An 18,564-nucleotide genomic window follows, 5' to 3' on the forward strand; every position below is an offset into this window, starting at 1 on the left:
CCAAAATGAAATTCGGGCGGATTAAATCAATAATCCGCCCGTCAGCAATGAAAACATACAAAATATTGTGGTATCTGTTGTTACAACTACATTATAACAGAGTGTAAAACTATTGTCAACAAATTTCAACAAAATACAGTCTGTTGGCTGAATATGACGCTCAGATATTGTCATTTCTGATTGTTTCAATAATATTTTGTTTATTAACCTTTGAAATTGAGTATTTCATAATCAGCCATACCACAATAAATACAGCCGCAATACTAATCAAAATCGCTTTCCATGGGAATACAAAGCTTATTGGAACGCTTCCTTTTGAAAATGCCGAGAAGATTGCAAATACACCGAGAACGCCGAGAGGAATACCGATAAGCAAAGATTTTATGCCGTACATAAGGCTTTCGAGGCGAATCATACGGTTAAATTCTTTCTTTGTCATACCGATAGATTTAAGCGATGCAAATTCCTTGCTCCTCAACTGCATATTGGTTGAAATTGTGTTGAAAATGTTTGTAAGTCCGATAAGCGAGATAACACCGATGAAACCGTAAACAAATATCCCGACAATCAGCATAATGGCATTGAACTGTCTTACGTTTTCTTCATAGTCAAAAATGTAAATGCTGTCGTCCGCACCTTCCATAGACTCAATGCGGTTTGTAAGCGAAGTGTGGTTCGATGTATTGGCGTAGAGGGTAATATAGCATTCGTGTTCGCCAAGCTGAGGTGAGATTACACCCTGTTCACCGATTATCAATCCCTGACCGAAAATTGTTCCTTCGCCGATTACAGAATCAGCCGACTTTGGAATTTCATCAAACACTGACGAAACCTTTAATTTGCCTGCTATCAGCTCATTTCCGTTATCATCATTTCCGTAAACGATAAACTTTGTCGGAGCGGTTTTGCCGAACAGTTTCATTGGCTTTGAAGAGTTGCCACTCTCACTGTTATCGGGGGTTACCTGAGAATACACAAGTACACCGCCCTTGACCTTGTTGTAGTCAAGTTCCAATTCCCTGCAAATCTTAACAAATGTATCGTGTTCAAACTCAAGAAATTCCACGCTGAATGACTTTGTACCGTCAGCATTGTCATAAAGGAAATTTTCTCCGCATTCGTTAACAGGCACATCTGCCGACACATGACCGTACTGTAAACCGACTGTCAGATAATTATCAATTTCAGGCATTTTTTCAATTGTCTGAGCCTGCTTTGTATCAATTCCGGAAACCATATAGCTGTAGTCTGTTTTGCCGTAGTAATGCTCTGTATATGTCATTCCGTAGTCCATAAATGCCGAAACTGCAATGAACATTGCAACGCTGACTACAATTGAGATAACCGTTGTGCGATACTTTTTCCTACTGCGTTTAAGGCTCTTTGAGGCGATTTCACCGCCTACACCGAAAAGCTTTTTTGTAAGTTTCGAGGTGCGGTAGGATTTGTTGTTCTTCACCTTGATATCCTTGTTGCCTCTGATTGCAACAAGGGGCGGAATTCTTGACGCACGAAGTGCAATGAAGAATGATGAACAGAATATAGTAACAGCCGAAAGAACAATTGCACAAATAATCGGAATTGTCGGAGTTACAAAGACAAATTTTGCTCCGTTCAGCATATCCCCGAGAACGCTGTTGAGTATTGTAATAAGAATTGCGTTTACACCGAGTCCGAGAAGTATGCCGAGAGGAATACCGATTAAGCCGAGAATAAATCCCTCAAAAAGCACATTCCTGCGGATTTGCCTTTTGGTTGCACCGACCGACGCAAGCATACCGTACATACTCGTTTTCTCTGTAATTGAAATTGCAAAGCTGTTGCGGATTACAAACACGCTTGCAAGCATTACTATAATAATGATAATAACGGCAAGGCTGAAAATCACAGTATTTGTTGCGTCATTTGAACCGTAGCCTTTCATACTGAGGAGTATGGAATTGAATTCGTATGCATTTATTCCAGAGGTCTGCTGATCTTCGGGTGAAATTTCATCGCTGATTACATTACTCATATCATCAGCTTTAAAGCCTAAAATATCCGCTGTATTTTGAAGATAATTGCCTTCGCTCTGAGGAGTATAGGCGATATACAGCTTATTCATATGCTTTGTTCTGATTGCCTCGATAGGTGCTTTTTCATCAGACACGGTATATATCATAGAAAGATTTGACGGATCATAGAGTTCGCTCGTTTTCGGTCTTTCAATAATACCCGTTACGGTATAGGTTCTTTTTACCGTGTCAATAATGCTGCACTTATTAAAATCTTTTTGCAACAAATTATGAATGCCTTCCTCATCAAGGACATTGCCGTCCTTGTCGGTAAGCACACCGACATCAAGTGTGATTTTGTCGCCGATTTTCACATCTTTTCCGTCCTGTGTTTTAAACGATTTTGTAACAACAGCCTCACCCGAATTTGTGGGGAACTTGCCCTTTATAAGGTCTATCTTAAAACAGTTGCCGTAGGTATTTTCGCTCATGGCAAGAACGCTGTAATCGCAGATTTCGCCGTCAGCATTTTTTGTCCTGGCATATCCGAGCCTTTCTTTATAAAAGGCATTTTCAACATTGCGGTTCTGTCGGATTTTATCAATTTTTGCGGTGTCGATAATATCAAGTGCAACATCATAATTGCCCGACCAGGTTTTTTGACCGTCAATCATAGTCTGTCGTCCGCTGAGTGCCATTCCCGAAACTACCGTGATGAGTGCCGCCGAGAGCATAATTCCCACGATTGTAACAATTGTACGCACCTTGTTAAGTCGCAGGTTTTTAAGAGTAAGCTTGTTGAGAAGTTTCATAATCAAACCTCCTCAACAATTTTGCCGTCGCTGATTGTTATGATTCTGTCTGCCTGTTTTGCAATGTCAAGGTTGTGCGTAATCATTATAACAGTCTGTCCGTAACTCTGATTGCACATTTTGAGCATACTCATAACCTCGTCGCTTGACTTTGAATCAAGGTTGCCTGTCGGTTCATCGGCAAGCACAAGAGACGGATTGTTAATGAGCGCTCTGGCAATAGATGTTCTTTGTTGCTGACCGCCCGAAAGCTGGTTTGGAAGGTGTTTTCTTCTTGCACGCAGTCCGAACGAATCAAGAATCATCTCAAGTCGTTCTCTGTCAACACCTCTGCCGTCAAGGTCACAGGGGAGCGTGATGTTTTCTTCAACAGTCAGAATCGGGATAAGATTGTAGAACTGGTAGACAATGCCCACCTGTCTGCGGCGAAATACGGCAAGCTTGTCATCATTCATTTTGCTTATATCGTTGCCGTCAACAAAAATTTTTCCGCTTGTGGGACGGTCAACACCGCCGATGAGATGAAGAAGAGTTGACTTGCCGCTGCCGCTTGCACCGACAATGGCAACAAATTCGCCCTTTTCAACCGAGAACGAAACATCGTCAACCGCATGGACAAGGTTTTCACCGCTTCCGTAGGTTTTTGTAAGCTTTTCAACTTTCAGAATTTCCATAAAATATACCTCCAAATTCATTTTACACCCATATTATAGTGACGCAAAATGACTGTAAAGTGAATCCTGCAAACAAATTGTTTTATTGCACAAAATAATGTAGCGGAGAACCGTGTTCGCCAATCGTATCGTGTGCAAACACGAAATGATTAACTATCAATTTTTCTGTTCATCTGTAGGGGCGTTCATCGGACGCCCGCTTTGATGGAATGTTATGTTTATACACATATGTTTTGATATGATGAAAGTAGTGCAATAACTTTCATATAAACAAAAAATGCATCAATGCTGTATCGGGCATCAATGCAATTTCTTTATCTAACTATCTTCTCGAATTGAGTGCGGTGGCTCACCATCAACCGCATTTTTTCATTTTCAATTTTCAACTTTCAATTTAAAAGCAACGCTCGGGCGATAATGCTTGAACTATCGCAAACTGTCTTCACGAATTGGGCGTAGCGACACGCTACCTGCAGTTTTGAAAATATATTTTGATGAGATTATTCGGCTTGTCGGCAATGCCTATGCCTAAAAAATCACCATCATGGGTTTTCATTCTGAAAAGCTGACCGTTCTCGTACCCCGACTTGGCAAGATATGTTCTGTCGGCACTCAACGCACCGCCGTTTGCAAATCGTTTTGCCTGCGCAGGCGATACGGCAAGATAGCCTAAACTCATAAACAGACTTTCAACGGAACGCAGTTTTTCTTCAACATTTCCGTTTTCGCAGATGCTTTTCAGCTCGTCAAGCGTTATGCACTCGTCAAGCGAAAATCCGCAAGCCGAGGTTCTGCAAAGTGCCGTCATAACCGCACCGACACCGAGAACCCTGCCTATGTCATCAATTATCGTGCGTACATAAGTACCCTTTGAACAGGAAATTTCAAGCGTGCCTGTCTGTGCTTTTTCGTCAAAATTTGCAAGCGAAAGAGAATAGACAGTAACCTTTCGGCTCTCACGCTCAACTTCAATTCCCTGTCTTGCAAGGTCATAAAGCCTTTGACCGTTCTTTTGCACGGCAGAGTACATCGGCGGAATCTGCTCAATTTCGCCCGTGAATTCAGGAATTACTCTGCGAAGCTGCTCCTCTGTAACCGAAGACTCGCATTCTCCCGTCACCGTACCCCAGATGTCGAGGGTGTCGGTGGTTTTGCCAAGCTGAAATTCTGCCGTGTATGACTTGTCATGATTGAGAATCAAATCCTGCGTTTTCGTTGCAGTTCCGAGCAAAACAGGCAGAACGCCCGTTGCGTTCGGATCAAGTGTTCCCGTGTGACCGAGCTTTTTTTGTCCTGTCAGTCTGCGAACAACGGCAATAACATCAAACGAGGTGAATTCCTTCGGCTTGTCAATCAGCAGTACACCGTTAAGATTGCTCATGATAAAAACTTCTCCGCAGCTTTTTCAAGCGTTGTCTTTACGGTTTCAAGGTCGCCCTCAATTGAGCAGCCTGCCGCCGCAGGATGACCGCCGCCTCCGAACTGCGAACAGAAATCCGAGGCATTGATATTATTGTTTGTACGAACGGAAATCTTGAAGAATCCGCCCTCTTTTTCACGCATTGTGATTCCGATGAGAACACCCTCAATCTGACGGGGAATAGAGGCAAGTCCCTCCATTTCGTCATCACCCGTGTTGAGCTTTTTGAGCATATCAAGCGTTGTGTAAATTATTGCGCACCTGCCGTCTGCACAATAGGTCATTGACTCATAAACGGCTCTTTCAAGCTGAATTTTGTTTTTCGACTTTGTTTCAAACATCGCCTTGTTTATGTATGCGGTGTTACAGCCAAAGTCCATAAGACTTGCGGCAACACGCATGGTTTCAGCGGTTGTGTTTGTGTATCTGAAACAGCCGGTGTCGGTTGAAATGCCTGTGTAGAGGCAGTCTGCAATGTCCTTTGTAAAGTTGATGTGCATTCTGAGGAACAGCTTGTAGAGAATTTCGCAGTTTGCCGCCGCATATTTGTCAACAAACTTTTCCTTAGCGGTAAATGTGTTTGAACCGTGGTGGTCAATGCACAAATCAACCTTGCCGATATATTTGCCCATATTTGAACCGAGAAGGCTGTCAGCCGCAACATCAACGCTGACAACCGTTTCGGTTGTAAAATAATCTTCCTCTATGTTCTTCTGAAGATAGGTAAACTTTGACGGAACACCTGTTGTGATAACTCTTGCTTTTTTGCCGATTTGGCGGAGCGCAAGGCAGAGTGCAAATCCGCTGCCGAGGGTGTCACCGTCAGGATAAGCGTGAGTCAGAATATCATAATTATCGTGTGCCTCAAGAAAACGGGCAACCTCATACAGATTCATCATTTTCTTCCTCGTCTTCCTTAATGTCAAGGCTGTTGAGAATACGGCTGATGTTTGCGCTGTATTCTATGCTGTCTGTTGCGTGGAAAATGAGTTCGGGAACATGACGAAGATGGAGTCTGTGTCCAAGCTCTCGTCTGATAAAGCCAGAGGCAGACTTTAAGCCCTTGACAGCCTCTTTGGCTCTGTCAAGACCTTCAATTGCGCTGATCTGTACCGTGCAGTATGAAAGGTCATTTGTAACCTCAACTCTTACGATAGAGATAAACGCCTGCTGAACCCGTGGGTCTTTTAATTCTCTGAAAATAGCAGTAAGCTCTCTTTTGATGTCCTCTGTTGTTCTTTCAATTCTATGGCTTCCCATGCTATCACATCCTTTTGTCTTATTTCCGTAGGGGCGGTCATCGGCCGCCCGCTTTGATGAAATATTTTGTTATTTTACAGCTACTGACTTGAACTATACAGTATTTATTTAAACTGAAAATTTCTGCCGTTACCTGCGGGCGCCCAATGACCGCCCCCTGCAAAATAACGGTAAATTTGTGCCGTTTTTGATTTGACAAACAACCGACCGCAGGACGATTTCATCCGTCACAGCGGAATTCACCGACTGATTTGCTTTGCAAGTTAGTCCCTGTATTCTTCGATTGTATAAACCTCGAACATATCGCCCTCTTTGAGGTCGTTGAATCTTTCAAGACCGATACCGCATTCGTAGCCTTCGCTAACTTCCTTGACAGCGTCCTTGAATCTCTGGAGAGATGCAATTGCGTCATCTGCAATAACGATACCGTCACGGATAACTCTTACGCTTGCGCCACGCTGAATCTTACCGCTCTTAACATATGAACCTGCGATTGTGCCGACTGACTTAATCTTGATAACATTACGGCACTCAGCCATACCGAGAACAACTTCTCTTGTCTTAGGAGCAAGCATACCCTTCATAGCAGATTCGATTTCGTTTATACAATCGTAGATAATGCTGTAAAGACGCATATCAACGCCCGAACGCTCTGCATTTTCTGCGGCAACCGCATCCGGACGAACATTGAATCCTACGATAATTGCGTTAGATGCCTCTGCAAGCATTACATCGGACTCGTTGATTGCACCTACTGCGCTGTGAATTACATTTACTCTTACCTCGTCATTTGAAAGCTTTTCAAGTGACTGCTTAACAGCCTCGGCAGAACCCTGTACATCGGCTTTAACGATAATCTGAAGTTCCTTGATTTCACCGAGTTTCATCTGGTCAAAGAGATTGTCAAGAGTAACCTTAGTCTGTGCGTTGAAGATTTCTTCCTTCTTAGCGGCCTTTCTCTGGTCAACAAGAGTTCTTGCAAGACGCTCGTCGGAGACTGCGTCAAAGATATCGCCGCCAACCGGAACTTCGTCAAGACCTGTGATTTCAACAGGAACAGAAGGACCTGCCTCGGTAACTCTTTCGCCCTTATCGTTTGTCATAACTCTTACACGACCGACGCAAGTGCCTGCGATGATTGTATCGCCCTTGTGAAGTGTACCGTTCTGAACGAGTACGGTTGCGATAGGACCTCTGCCCTTGTCAAGTCTTGCCTCGATAACAGTACCCTTTGCGGCTCTGTCGGGGTTAGCCTTGAGTTCTTTCATCTCTGCAACAAGAGTAACCATTTCAAGAAGATCGTCAAGACCTTCCTTTGTCTTTGCGGAAACAGGAATACACGGTGTATCGCCGCCCCACTCCTCCGGAATAAGCTCATACTCTGTGAGCTGCTGTTTAACATTTTCGGGATTTGCGCCGACCTTATCCATTTTGTTGATGGCAACAATAACAGATACACCTGCGGCTTTTGCATGGTGGATAGCCTCAACTGTCTGCGGCATGATACCGTCATCGGCGGCTACAACGAGGATTGCGATATCAGTAACCTGAGCACCTCTTGCACGCATTGTTGTGAATGCCTCATGTCCGGGTGTGTCGAGGAATGTAACAGGCTTGCCATTTACCATAACTCTGTAAGCACCGATATGCTGTGTGATACCGCCCGCCTCGCCTGCTGTTACATTTGCGTGACGGATAGCGTCGAGAATTGAAGTTTTACCGTGGTCAACATGACCCATAACAACAACAACCGGAGCTCTCTCAACGAGATTTGCCTCATCGTCCTCGCTGTCATCAATAATCTGTTCTTCGATTGTAACAACAACCTCTTTTTCAACCTTTGCGTGGAATTCCATGGCGATAAGTGACGCTGTGTCAAAGTCGATTGTATCTGTTGCTGTTACCATTGTACCCATAAGGAATGCCTTTTTAACAACCTCGGCAACGGTAGCCTTAAGTCTGAGAGCAAGCTCCGAAACTACGATTTCATCAGGAATCTGAACTGTAATCGGTTTCTGCTTACGCTCAAGAGCAATACGGTTCAGACGCTCCTGCTCTGTTTCACGCTTCTGTCGTCTGCCCTTTTGACGCTGGGTACGGTTTGTGAATTTCTGCTTTTTAACAATGTTGTCTGTGCTTCTGCCCTTTGAGCTGTCGCTTGCAAGGTCATCATACTTCTGGTTGTAACGCTCAACATCAACATTTGTTGCACGGGTGTCAATTACTCTGCGCTTGCGGGGAGCAGACTCCTCAACGCTCTTTTCCTGAGTAACTTCAACCTTTTCCTGTTTTGATGCAGGCTTTGCATCCTTGTTGTTAGGCTTTTTGTCGTTTTTATCGGTCTTTTTCTTCTGATTGTCAGCCTTTGCATTCTGCTTTGCGGGCTTATCTTCCTGCTGTGGCTTGCTTTCGTTGTCAAGCTTGTTGTTGCGTGCCGCAAAGTATTCGTCAAAGTTTTCAACCTTGTTCTTCTTTGTGATTACATCAAAAATCACATCGAGTTCGCTTTCCTCGAGTGTTGTCATTGTTTTCTTTGTAACACCGCAATATTTTTCGAGAATCTCAATAATTTCCTTGTTTGAAACTCCGAGATCTGCTGCTGCGTCCTTTACCTTATATTTTATCATACAATTCTCCTCCCGATTCGTTTTCAATAAGCTGTTCAAGCTTATCTGCAAAGCCTTTGTCTTCGGTTGTCATAACTCCGCAGATTTTTCCGAGAGCAAATCCGATTTCCTCTTTGCTTCGGTTCATTGTCAATGTTTTCACATTGCATTCATCAGCGGCTGTTTGCACGCTTTTCTTACTGCTCTTTGAAAAATCATTTGCAAAAATAACAAGCTTTGCCTTGCTTTTTCGTATTGAGTCAATCGTCGTGTCGGCACCTGTAATCAGCTTGCCTGCCCTCTTGCAAATGCCAAGCAGCGACAAAATCCTGTCGTTCATAAAAAATCCTTTCGCCTACTCGCTGTCTGCTGCGGCAAGTTCACTTTGCATCTGCTCATATACTTCATCAGGGATTTTACAGCTTAACGAGCGTTCAAAGCGGCGTGCCTTGCGAGCCTTTTCAAAGCAGGCAAGATTTCTGCACACATATGCGCCTCTGCCTGCCTTACGACCTGTGAGGTCAAGCGAAATTTCGCCTTTTGCAATGATTTCACCGTTTTCATCTTTGGTGTCGGGTGCTTTGACAACACGGATAAGCTCACGCTTTTCTTTCATCTCTCCGCAACCCGTACATTTACGCAACGGCATTTTTCTTTGCTTCATAAAATCCCTCTCTGTTTAATCTGATTATTCCTCTGTTTCATCCGAAACAACTGTTTCGCCTTCTGTGCTTTCGTCAAGGTCGAGAACATCTTCGGACTTTTCTTCTGCCTTTGGTTCATCGTCATCATCTTCGCCGTAGAAACCGCTTTCGGGACGGATGTCAATTCTCCAGCCTGTAAGTCTTGCGGCAAGACGGGCATTCTGTCCTTTGTTGCCGATAGCAAGTGAAAGCTGACCGTCGGGAACGGTTGCACGGCAGCTCTTTGTTTCTTCATCTGTAATTTCAACCTTGCAAACGCTTGCAGGAGAGAGAGCCGCCGAAATGTACTTTTCGGGATCATCGCTGTAAAGCACGATGTCGATTTTTTCACCGCCGAGTTCTTCAACAATCTTGTTTACACGAGCGCCCTTGTTACCGATACATGAACCGATTGCGTCAACATCGGGATTTGAGCTGTAAACAGCCATTTTTGTACGGCTGCCTGCCTCACGGGAGATTGACTTTATTTCAACAACGCCGTCATAGATTTCAGGAACTTCCTGTTCAAACAAACGCTTTACAAGACCGGGGTGTGTTCTTGAAATGATTGCGTGAGGACCTCTTTCGTTGTCTTTGACATCTGCAATATAAACCTTAATGTGGTCGCCTTCTTTAAGGTCGTCATGACCGAGCTGTTCGCTTTTTGGCAGAGTAGCTTCGCTCTTGCCAATTTTGATTGTTGCAACGCCCGACTTAGGATCAATTCTTTCAACGGTTGCAGTAACAATTTCACCGAGCTTGCTCTGAAACTCGATAAGAGTCTGACCTTTTTCGCCCTGACGAATGCCCTGACGGATAACATTTCTTGCAGAAGAAACAGATGTCCAACCGAGGTGCTTGGGATCAATCGGAACTTCAATCTCATCGCCGACAATAAATTTCTTTCTCTTGTTAATCTGCTGAGCCTCCTCAACAGTAACCTCAAAGTTAGGATCAAAAACCTCGTCAACTACTGTTTTGACAAGCTTTGCGTCAAAGCTGTTCTTTTCCGGATCAACCTTGAATACAACATTTTCATTACCGCCGTAGTAGTTCTTGCAGGCAACGGAAATTGCCTTTTCAATGTTTTGAAGCATATAGTCCATAGGAATGCCCTTTTCCTTTTCAAATGTTCTCAATGCCTCAAATAAATCTTTGTTAGTCATTTTCCAAATCATCCTTTTCTTATTTTTCGGTTATATACAAATTGTTATGCTGTTATGTGTATCCGTAGTGTTCAAACTGCAATTTTTAATCAAAATCGTCAAGCTTAATCCATGCGGCGTCCTTTTTGCTGATTGTGATTTCATTCTCACCGCTGTGATCCTCAATTGTGACCTTACCGTCGGAATAATCCTTTAAAACCCCTTTAAATTCTCTGCCTATGCCGTCAATGGGGCGGAGCATCTTAACCATAATATCCGCACCGATGAACTGCATAAAATGTTCGTCACGGATAAGTTCACGCTCAATTCCGGGAGAGCAGACCTCAAGACAGTACGCCTCCTCAATCGGATCAAGCTCATCAAGAGGGCCGTTGATTGCACGGGAAACATTTTCGCAATCGTTAATGTCAATGCCTTCGGGCTTGTCAATGTAAACACGCAGAAAACGGTCTGCACCTTCCTTAACATAACGCACATCCCAAAGTGAAAGTCCGAAGCCTTCAACAATCGGCTGACAAAGCTCCCATACTTTTGATACGGTTACACCGCCTTTGCTTTTTGCCATAAATTCACTGCCTTCCTGTCTGCAAAAATACCCTGTACGAAATATTGCAGACAGATAAACCGCACCGAGGAACAAAGTGAAAACTAATAAATAAGGAGCGGGTTTGTTGCCCACTCCTTTAGCTTTCATTATTTACAAGAAAATTATAGCACCAAAACGGCTTATAATCAAGTGTTTTTCAAATCTTTTCGTATTTTTTACAAAAAAGTTTAAAAAAACATTTGAAATCACCGTGCAAATGTGTTATTATATTTCGTGGACACTTTACATCACGATGTTTTTGTGATATAATCACCGTGGTTTTGCGACCGTGTAAAAAAAGTAAAATTAATTTTGATTTTGTTATTGTTGGATTTTTACTGTTTTTTATATCAATGATTTGGCTGTTAATGTCCGAAATTTTGTGAGATTAACATTATAAAGGTTGCAACCTTACAATTAAATATGCTGATATAGCTCAGTAGGCAGAGTGCGTCCTTGGTAAGGACGAGGTCACGGGTTCGAATCCCGTTATCAGCTCCATAAAAGGGTATTGGTTAAAAAGACTGATACCTTTTTATTGTTGTTTCAGATTAAGATAACGGGAATAACGGGATTCGAAAGCCCGTTTAGAAAACGCTTTAGTAAAGCGTTTTTAGGGCGTAGCGTTGATGAGCGTTCAGAATTTGCACCGCAAACAACAAGCGAGGTATGCACTCTTGCAATTGTTTTCGTGGCTTTTAATGAAGTCATTAAGAATATAAAGAAATAACCGCCCTGTGTAGCAGCACAAGACGGTTAAGTTGAAAAATTTAATCTAGTTGCAAGGTTGCAAGCGAAACAGCTAAAGTCGTTCCTTTGCAACTATATTATACAACAACAACAATTTGAAGTCAATAGATTTTTAACGGTCAGGCGGTGAAGAAATGGCAGAAAATAAGAACAGCAGGGCGAGAATTGAGGCAAACAACCGATATAACGCTAAAGCATATGACCGTATCAATGTTGCTGTGCCGAAAGGTCGAAAGGACATTATCAAAGCCCACGCAGAAAAGAACGGCGAAAGCGTGAACGGCTTTGTTAATCGTGCTATTAATGAAACAATACAGCGTGACGGTGAGTAATTCCACAAGGCAAGCTCTGAAATATGGGCTTGTCTTGTTTTGTTTTAGTTGACAGGTTTCGTAACGGATTTAATTTTCCAAAACAGCCAAATGAAAGTATTTTTGAAATTATGTAAAATATACTTGACAATAAGTAACTTTTAATGTACTATAATGGTACAGAAAGCTTTTTGTACGCATTGTGGATTTTTTAAGTATTCACATCTAAACACATAAAATTTTTTAATATTATTTGCGGATTATCGGTTGGACGAATAAATCTGCAAATTGGCTGATTTATTTGGGAGATGTTATTATGGGAGAAAAATACTATTGGGTGCTTGGTTTTTGTTGCGGTTTTATTGCCGTAGTTATCGTAACGCTCATTATCGCAAACATTAAAAGGAAAAAGAACACTTACACAGAATACGATGAACGACAGATTCTTGCACGGGGCAAGGCTTATAAATCGGCATTTTTTGTGCTTATCGGGTACATAATTGCCTGCGCTTTAGTTAATGTTTTGGAGATTAATTGGGCTGAACTCAGCGTTCAAATGTTCATAGGACTGTTTCTTTCAACCGCCGTATTCGTCGGAATAAGCATTTTAAATGACGCATATTTCACATCGAATAAAGGCAGAAGGAGTCTTTTAGGCTCTTTGGCATTTGTTGCGGGAGCAGAATGTTTGGGAATTGCTTTCGGCAACAAAACCTTTGTTACAAACGGAATAGCAAATCTTGACATTATTCCTATCATTGTAATGATTTGGACAATAAGTATTTTTGTGATAGTTGTCATCAAAAAAATAATTGACAAAAAGGCAGTTGAAGAATGAAGAATTTAAGATTAAAAAGCGCCCGTGCCGCAAAGGATTTGTCACAGCAACAGCTTGCGGAACTTGTAAAGGTGTCAAGACAGACAATAAGCGCAATTGAAAAGGGCGACTACAATCCCACAATTAACCTTTGCATAGCAATATGTAAAGCGCTCGACAAAACCCTTGACGAATTGTTTTGGGAAGAATAAGTAAACTTTAACGGCAATCGGCTCAAAAAATTCAATTATCTATTACACAACATATCAGTTATGGAGACTTACAACTTATTTAGCAATTATAATCTTCTATATTTTTACTATTTATAATAAATACACTTTTGACTTGTATCTTGGAACAATCTGAGATATAATATACTAAAATGTAGAAAAAATACGATAAGTTTGCAAAATAGTTCACATACGGAGTGTTGTACATGAAACCTAAAAGCATAAATTCGCTCATGGCATATATGCGTGATGAAAAGAAAATAAATATATATGGTAGTTTTCAAAAAAGACAATTAAGAAATATGGGATATTATCATGGATACAAAGGGTATCGCTATTGTGGATCTCCAAATCAAATACTTTTATACACTGATTTCAAACAGATAAAAGCAGTGTATGATTTTGATATGAAAATTAAATCCATATTCTATCCACAAATTATGTTTTTAGAAACAACAATAAAAAACTATTCGTTAGAAATAATTCTAAACGAGGTTAATAGTGATAGATTTGTTGATGTTTACACAAAGTTAATGAACAACTATAAATCTTATCCTTTTAACAGCAAAAAATACAAGATAGCTATCACCAAAAAAATGTCCATGCGCAATAAAATATACGGAAACATTGCAAGAGATTATGGAAAAAATAATATAATTAAGCATTATTATGACAAAGACAAACCTGTTCCCATATGGGCTATTTTTGAAATATTAAGTTTAGGAGAATTCGGAAACTTCTTTTCATGTTTAAATAAAACGGTTAGAATAAAAATATCTAAATCAGTAGGCATTAAATCTAGTGTTGACAGCAATGGCGAAATGATTGAAAACATCGTATTCGCACTTAAGGATTTAAGAAATGCCATCGCACATAACAACACAATATTCGACACTAGATTTAAAAGCAATAAAATTAATGGGGTTATTAGCAAGTATATATCGATGGAGACCGGAATAAAAAATATAAATTTTCAAAATATAACAGATTATTTAATTCTAATTTCTTTCGTAATGAAATTGTTAAAGTGTAATAGAACTGATATAATAGCCTTGATAAATCAATTTAATAATGAATGTGAGGATTTAAGAAAGCAAATTCCAATGAATATTTTTTCTAAAATTGTATATACTGATACTAAAGGGAAATTAAGAGATTTAAAAAATTTTTTATAATTATTCAAATCCTCTTGAATTTTTCTTTATTTTGTTCTATAATTAAATATAGAATTGCGGCAGATGTCTGCGGACTATGCCTAAGGGAGTCGGATGCGTCCGGCTCCCTTTTTAACATTTTCATAATAATGAATGAAATAATAAATCATCTCTCTTGAACACAACAATTTCCCGTTTCAAAATCAAACGGAAAATTGCCACGGGAAATATTACAATGTGGGGGAATTGTAAAAATTAACGAAAAATGCTTGAAAAATGTCGGGTTAAGCCGTATAATATAGGTGTTTGAGGATTTCGGACTCATACAATTTATTGAAAGGAGAAGTACACATGATTTATTCAAAAGAAGTTGAAAATATGTGCACTGTAGCAAAGGGACCTAAGCACGGTCCTGCACCTATTCCCGAAGAGGGCAAGTGGGTAAAATCTTATGACATTAAAGACATTTCAGGTCTTTCACACGGCATTGGCTGGTGTGCTCCTCAGCAGGGTGCCTGCAAGCTTACACTTAATGTTAAAGACGGTATCGTTGAAGAGGCTCTTGTTGAAACAATCGGTTGTTCGGGTATGACTCACTCTGCAGCTATGGCAGCAGAAATTCTTCCTAACAAAACACTCCTTGAGTGTCTTAACACAGACCTCGTTTGTGACGCTATCAACACAGCTATGAAGAACATCTTCGAGCAGCTCGTTTACGGCAGAAGCCAGACAGCTTTCTCAGAGGGGGGTCTTCCGATCGGCGCAGGTATGGAGGATCTCGGTAAGGGTCTTCGCAGCCAGGTTGGTACAATGTACAGCACAAACGCTAAGGGCGTTCGTTACATGGAAATGGCTGAAGGCTATGTTCTCAAGACAGCACTTGACGAGAACGATGAAGTTATCGGCTATCAGTTCGTAAAGCTCGGCAAAATGCTCGAGGACATTCGTCACGGCGTTGAGCCAAACGAAGCATACAAGAACAACATCGGTCAGTACGGTCGTTTTGACGGCGCAGCTAAGTACATTGACCCTCGTGAAGAATAATTCGGTAAGGAGGACACCATAATGGCAGTAACATTTGAAGGTATGGAAAGAAGAATGCCTAAAATTGAGAAGTGCCTTGCCGAATACGGTATTGCAAATCTTGAAGAGGCAAGAAAAATTTGTAACGATCTCGGTTTTGACCCCTATGACATCGTAAAGGGCGTTCAGCCGATCGCATTTGAAAACGCAGGCTGGGCTTACACACTCGGTTGTGCAGTTGCAGTTAAGAAGGGCGCAAAGACTGCTTCAGAGGCAGCAGAAGCTATCGGTATCGGTCTTGAGGCTTTCTGTATTCCCGGCTCAGTAGCTGAGCAGAGAAATGTTGGCCGTGGTCACGGTAACCTCGGCGCAATGCTCCTCAGAGATGAAACAAAGTGCTTTGCATTCCTCGCAGGTCACGAAAGCTTTGCAGCAGCAGAGGGTGCTATCGGTATCGCTCGTAACGCTAACAAAGCAAGAAAAGAGCCGCTCCGTGTTATCCTTAACGGTCTTGGCAAGGACGCTGCTTACATTATTTCAAGAATCAACGGCTTTACATATGTAAAGACTCAGTTTGACTATTTCACATCAGAGCTTAAAATCGTTGAAGAGAGAGCTTTCTCAGACGGTGAAAGAGCTGCAGTTCGTTGCTACGGCGCTGATGATGTTCGTGAAGGTGTTGCAATTATGCAGCATGAAAATGTAGGTGTATCTATCACAGGTAACTCTACTAACCCGACTCGTTTCCAGCACCTCGTTGCAGGTACATACAAGAAGTGGGCAAATGAGAACGGCGTTAAGTATTTCTCGGTTGCATCAGGCGGCGGTACAGGCCGTACACTTCACCCCGATAACATGGGTGCAGGTCCTGCTTCATACGGTCTTACAGACTCAATGGGCAGAATGCACGGTGACGCTCAGTTCGCAGGTTCATCTTCTGTTCCTGCTCATGTTGAAATGATGGGCCTTATCGGTATGGGTAACAACCCGATGGTTGGTGCTACAGTTGCTTGCGCAGTTGCAGTTTATGAAGCTGTTAACAAGTAATTACCAATCTTTTCAATAAATTAAAAAGGGATCGGCTCTTTGAGTCGATCCCTGATTTTTTTGTGCAACTAAAATCCCAAATTGTATTAGCATTCTGACAAGTTTGAATTGCAAATACAAAAAATATTAAGCTGAATGATTCCGCCACCCTAATCGGTACGGCGGAAATTTTTATGCATTTTTGCTTTAACGAGTTTATGTTTACGGATATTCTTTACAGTGTATATGTTACTTATTTGCAGATTCTTTTTTAAACCAAAAGAATCGACTGACTACAGTAACAGCTTACTCTTTCAGCTTGTTAAGCTTTTCAATATGCTTCATGCGCTTGTAGCGGTAGAGAATGTTTTCTGCCCATTCACGGTCAATTTTAAGAAAGCCCTTTAATTTTTTGTCCTTATATGCAAGCGAATCGACAATTTTCTTCGATTTAACATAAATTTCAAGTCTTGCTGTCTGAACATACGGTGTATGCTTTTCACCTGTAAAATATGTAAATCCCATTGTGTTGCGTTCACGATCGTACATTGAAAGGTAGCCGTCATGAATTTCCGCACCGTTAAGCTTTTTTGAAACCGTTTGGCTGATTGCAAGCTTTGTAAGCTCAACTGACATATCGTCAAGTCCCGACTCAAAGATAAAAATTTTCTCCTTGAACGAATTGAAGGTCGGAACAATTCGTTTGCTTATGTTGCGGAGATTGCTGTATTTTTCTTCAAGCTCGTTGTCGCAGAGCTGAAAATGATCAATTTTGGGAATGAAATACACCATAAAACGATTCTTCATATCATTGTAGAGAATCGGATATGTGAGCCTTGCGGAGTATCCGCATGACGGACATTTCCACGCAAAAAGCTCACCGTCAAGCGCTCTTCTGCGCACACCCTTTGTTACGGACGGGTTGATGCTGGTGTAAACATCAGCCTTGCTCATTTCACCGCACATTGGGCAGACGATTGCCTTGGTAATTTTCTTTTCAGGCATCCAAACCACCTCTTTAACACTCTATGAAACTAATTATAGCAATTGACCGTGATTTTAACAAGTAAATTTTAAAAAAATGTTGATTTTATCAAAAAAATCTGTCATAATAATAGAAATAAGTTTAATATTATTCGCCACGGCAGAATGTGTCAGAGTGTTTGTGCCGAAGCGGTTTTAAAGGAGAAATTTACTATGACGATACTTGACAGTGTAAAAGGAACAGTAAATACAGCCGTTGATACAATTTCATCGGTAGCTCAGACAATAGTAGAAAAGAACAGAACAAACGCAAAGCTCAACAGATTAAGACTTGTTATGAAAAGCGAAAGCGAGCTTATGAACAGAGCATATATTGCTCTCGGAAAGATTATGTACGACAGCAGAAAGAAAGGCACTGAAATTAATGACGCCGAGTGCGAAAAGCTTTTGAAGGTTATTGACACTTCAAAGGCCAAAATCGCAAAAGCAAGAGAGTGTTACAGAAAGATTGTCAACAGCTCAAACGATATTTTCTACGGCAATCCCGAGGTTGCTCCCGAGGTTAAAGAGGATGATATTGTTGATATTACAGTAGCTTGCTCAAATGAGGGCGACTACAAGTCATCTCCTTTTAAAGAGGAAAAGCCTGTTGAAAAACAGCCCGAGGCTGTTGCCGAAGAAAAGGCAGAACCCGAGCATCTTACAAACATCTGCGACCTCAAGGCAGAGCTTGAGGCAAAGCGTGAAGAAGGATTCTCCGAGTCCGCAGATTCAGACGAGGCAGATGACGGTGAAGCTCCTCACGGTGAACTTTTCTGATAATTTAAATACTTAAAGCTAAAGACCTGCCGATTTCGGCAGGTTTTTCTGCATTTTTAAGATATATTAAAGTCGGAACAATGCTCCGCTTTGCTTTTGAGGGCAAATTATATGCAGTAGATTATACATTATGCCCTTTATGTGTATTGAATTTTTGTGATAAAAATGGTAAAATTCATCAAAGGTGAAAATATTCCGAATTAGAATTATTTTCTTGACAAAAAATACTATAATTAATTAGATATACAC

Annotated in this window: 18 protein-coding genes and 1 tRNA gene; 8 read left to right on the forward strand and 11 right to left on the reverse strand. The window is 41.3% G+C overall.

Features of this window, described 5'->3' with window-relative positions; translation table 11 throughout:
• Positions 1 to 160 precede the first annotated feature (160 nt).
• From WMO31_RS04680 to rimP, 10 genes are all read right to left on the reverse strand, one after another.
• A complete protein-coding gene (locus WMO31_RS04680; protein WP_367999305.1) occupies positions 161 to 2,806 on the reverse strand; it encodes an ABC transporter permease in 2,646 nt (881 codons plus the stop codon).
• A gap of 2 nt (positions 2,807 to 2,808) precedes the next feature.
• Positions 2,809 to 3,480 (reverse strand): ABC transporter ATP-binding protein, encoded by a 672-nt coding sequence (locus tag WMO31_RS04685; protein WP_195230049.1) that lies wholly within the window; start codon positions 3,478 to 3,480, stop codon positions 2,809 to 2,811.
• Between the two features lie 466 nt (positions 3,481 to 3,946).
• Positions 3,947 to 4,861, reverse strand: a complete 915-nt coding sequence (truB, locus tag WMO31_RS04690; protein ID WP_195230050.1) for a tRNA pseudouridine(55) synthase TruB — start codon at positions 4,859 to 4,861, stop codon at positions 3,947 to 3,949.
• Entirely contained in the window at positions 4,858 to 5,799 is a 942-nt protein-coding gene (locus WMO31_RS04695) for a DHH family phosphoesterase (RefSeq protein ID WP_117950400.1), read from the reverse strand. Before WMO31_RS04695 ends, truB begins: the two co-directional genes overlap by 4 nt.
• Positions 5,783 to 6,160 (reverse strand): 30S ribosome-binding factor RbfA, encoded by a 378-nt coding sequence (gene rbfA / locus WMO31_RS04700; RefSeq protein WP_015523089.1) that lies wholly within the window; start codon positions 6,158 to 6,160, stop codon positions 5,783 to 5,785. Before rbfA ends, WMO31_RS04695 begins: the two co-directional genes overlap by 17 nt.
• A 263-nt stretch (positions 6,161 to 6,423) precedes the next feature.
• Positions 6,424 to 8,787 (reverse strand): translation initiation factor IF-2, encoded by a 2,364-nt coding sequence (gene infB / locus WMO31_RS04705; RefSeq protein WP_367999306.1) that lies wholly within the window; start codon positions 8,785 to 8,787, stop codon positions 6,424 to 6,426.
• Positions 8,774 to 9,106, reverse strand: a complete 333-nt coding sequence (locus WMO31_RS04710) for a L7Ae/L30e/S12e/Gadd45 family ribosomal protein (protein WP_015523091.1) — start codon at positions 9,104 to 9,106, stop codon at positions 8,774 to 8,776. The genes infB and WMO31_RS04710 overlap by 14 nt, the downstream gene beginning before the upstream one ends.
• A gap of 15 nt (positions 9,107 to 9,121) precedes the next feature.
• The gene (gene rnpM / locus WMO31_RS04715) at positions 9,122 to 9,430 is read right to left on the reverse strand and encodes an RNase P modulator RnpM (RefSeq protein ID WP_021883811.1); all 309 of its coding nucleotides are present in this window, start codon (positions 9,428 to 9,430) and stop codon (positions 9,122 to 9,124) included.
• Positions 9,431 to 9,454: 24 nt separating this feature from the next.
• Positions 9,455 to 10,615, reverse strand: coding sequence for a transcription termination factor NusA (gene nusA / locus WMO31_RS04720; RefSeq protein WP_117950402.1), 1,161 nt, complete (start codon positions 10,613 to 10,615; stop codon positions 9,455 to 9,457).
• A gap of 85 nt (positions 10,616 to 10,700) precedes the next feature.
• Entirely contained in the window at positions 10,701 to 11,180 is a 480-nt protein-coding gene (rimP, locus tag WMO31_RS04725; protein WP_015523094.1) for a ribosome maturation factor RimP, read from the reverse strand.
• A 446-nt stretch (positions 11,181 to 11,626) separates the two neighbouring features.
• Here rimP and WMO31_RS04730 point away from each other — a divergent pair.
• The 7 genes from WMO31_RS04730 (at position 11,627) to WMO31_RS04760 (ending at position 16,533) form a co-directional block, all read left to right on the forward strand.
• Positions 11,627 to 11,702: transfer RNA gene (locus WMO31_RS04730), tRNA-Thr, on the forward strand.
• 383 nt (positions 11,703 to 12,085) lie between these two features.
• Positions 12,086 to 12,283 (forward strand): hypothetical protein, encoded by a 198-nt coding sequence (locus tag WMO31_RS04735; protein WP_015523097.1) that lies wholly within the window; start codon positions 12,086 to 12,088, stop codon positions 12,281 to 12,283.
• A 295-nt stretch (positions 12,284 to 12,578) separates the two neighbouring features.
• Positions 12,579 to 13,100 (forward strand): DUF443 family protein, encoded by a 522-nt coding sequence (locus WMO31_RS04740; protein ID WP_021883805.1) that lies wholly within the window; start codon positions 12,579 to 12,581, stop codon positions 13,098 to 13,100.
• The gene (locus tag WMO31_RS04745) at positions 13,097 to 13,291 is read left to right on the forward strand and encodes a helix-turn-helix transcriptional regulator (RefSeq protein ID WP_015523099.1); all 195 of its coding nucleotides are present in this window, start codon (positions 13,097 to 13,099) and stop codon (positions 13,289 to 13,291) included. The genes WMO31_RS04740 and WMO31_RS04745 overlap by 4 nt, the downstream gene beginning before the upstream one ends.
• Before the next feature lie 224 nt (positions 13,292 to 13,515).
• Positions 13,516 to 14,484, forward strand: a complete 969-nt coding sequence (locus WMO31_RS04750; protein WP_367999307.1) for an Abi family protein — start codon at positions 13,516 to 13,518, stop codon at positions 14,482 to 14,484.
• A 330-nt stretch (positions 14,485 to 14,814) separates the two neighbouring features.
• Positions 14,815 to 15,507, forward strand: coding sequence for an iron-sulfur cluster assembly scaffold protein (locus tag WMO31_RS04755; RefSeq protein WP_015523100.1), 693 nt, complete (start codon positions 14,815 to 14,817; stop codon positions 15,505 to 15,507).
• A gap of 21 nt (positions 15,508 to 15,528) precedes the next feature.
• A complete protein-coding gene (locus WMO31_RS04760) occupies positions 15,529 to 16,533 on the forward strand; it encodes a GGGtGRT protein (RefSeq protein ID WP_015523101.1) in 1,005 nt (334 codons plus the stop codon).
• A gap of 285 nt (positions 16,534 to 16,818) precedes the next feature.
• Here the strand turns inward: WMO31_RS04760 and WMO31_RS04765 are convergent, their stop codons facing one another.
• Positions 16,819 to 17,517: a CpXC domain-containing protein gene (locus WMO31_RS04765; RefSeq protein ID WP_015523102.1), complete on the reverse strand. Its 699-nt coding sequence runs from the start codon at positions 17,515 to 17,517 to the stop codon at positions 16,819 to 16,821.
• 192 nt (positions 17,518 to 17,709) lie between these two features.
• Between WMO31_RS04765 and WMO31_RS04770 the strand changes: the two genes are divergently transcribed.
• Positions 17,710 to 18,315, forward strand: coding sequence for a hypothetical protein (locus tag WMO31_RS04770; RefSeq protein ID WP_117885649.1), 606 nt, complete (start codon positions 17,710 to 17,712; stop codon positions 18,313 to 18,315).
• Positions 18,316 to 18,564: the final 249 nt, after the last annotated feature.

The organism is Ruminococcoides intestinale, assembly GCF_040095935.1.
Lineage (GTDB): Bacteria > Bacillota > Clostridia > Oscillospirales > Acutalibacteraceae > Ruminococcoides > Ruminococcoides intestinale.

Coding starts and splice junctions, on each gene's coding strand:
- WMO31_RS04765 (WP_015523102.1), bottom strand. CDS start 17,517: ATGCCTGAAAAGAAAATTACCAAGGCAATCGTCTGCCCAATGTGCGGT.
- WMO31_RS04710 (WP_015523091.1), bottom strand. CDS start 9,106: ATGAACGACAGGATTTTGTCGCTGCTTGGCATTTGCAAGAGGGCAGGC.
- WMO31_RS04770 (WP_117885649.1), top strand. CDS start 17,710: ATGACGATACTTGACAGTGTAAAAGGAACAGTAAATACAGCCGTTGAT.
- rnpM (WP_021883811.1), bottom strand. CDS start 9,430: ATGAAGCAAAGAAAAATGCCGTTGCGTAAATGTACGGGTTGCGGAGAG.
- WMO31_RS04685 (WP_195230049.1), bottom strand. CDS start 3,480: ATGGAAATTCTGAAAGTTGAAAAGCTTACAAAAACCTACGGAAGCGGT.
- truB (WP_195230050.1), bottom strand. CDS start 4,861: ATGAGCAATCTTAACGGTGTACTGCTGATTGACAAGCCGAAGGAATTC.
- WMO31_RS04680 (WP_367999305.1), bottom strand. CDS start 2,806: ATGAAACTTCTCAACAAGCTTACTCTTAAAAACCTGCGACTTAACAAG.
- WMO31_RS04695 (WP_117950400.1), bottom strand. CDS start 5,799: ATGATGAATCTGTATGAGGTTGCCCGTTTTCTTGAGGCACACGATAAT.
- rbfA (WP_015523089.1), bottom strand. CDS start 6,160: ATGGGAAGCCATAGAATTGAAAGAACAACAGAGGACATCAAAAGAGAG.
- WMO31_RS04760 (WP_015523101.1), top strand. CDS start 15,529: ATGGCAGTAACATTTGAAGGTATGGAAAGAAGAATGCCTAAAATTGAG.
- WMO31_RS04750 (WP_367999307.1), top strand. CDS start 13,516: ATGAAACCTAAAAGCATAAATTCGCTCATGGCATATATGCGTGATGAA.
- infB (WP_367999306.1), bottom strand. CDS start 8,787: ATGATAAAATATAAGGTAAAGGACGCAGCAGCAGATCTCGGAGTTTCA.
- WMO31_RS04735 (WP_015523097.1), top strand. CDS start 12,086: ATGGCAGAAAATAAGAACAGCAGGGCGAGAATTGAGGCAAACAACCGA.
- nusA (WP_117950402.1), bottom strand. CDS start 10,615: ATGACTAACAAAGATTTATTTGAGGCATTGAGAACATTTGAAAAGGAA.
- WMO31_RS04740 (WP_021883805.1), top strand. CDS start 12,579: ATGGGAGAAAAATACTATTGGGTGCTTGGTTTTTGTTGCGGTTTTATT.
- WMO31_RS04755 (WP_015523100.1), top strand. CDS start 14,815: ATGATTTATTCAAAAGAAGTTGAAAATATGTGCACTGTAGCAAAGGGA.
- rimP (WP_015523094.1), bottom strand. CDS start 11,180: ATGGCAAAAAGCAAAGGCGGTGTAACCGTATCAAAAGTATGGGAGCTT.
- WMO31_RS04745 (WP_015523099.1), top strand. CDS start 13,097: ATGAAGAATTTAAGATTAAAAAGCGCCCGTGCCGCAAAGGATTTGTCA.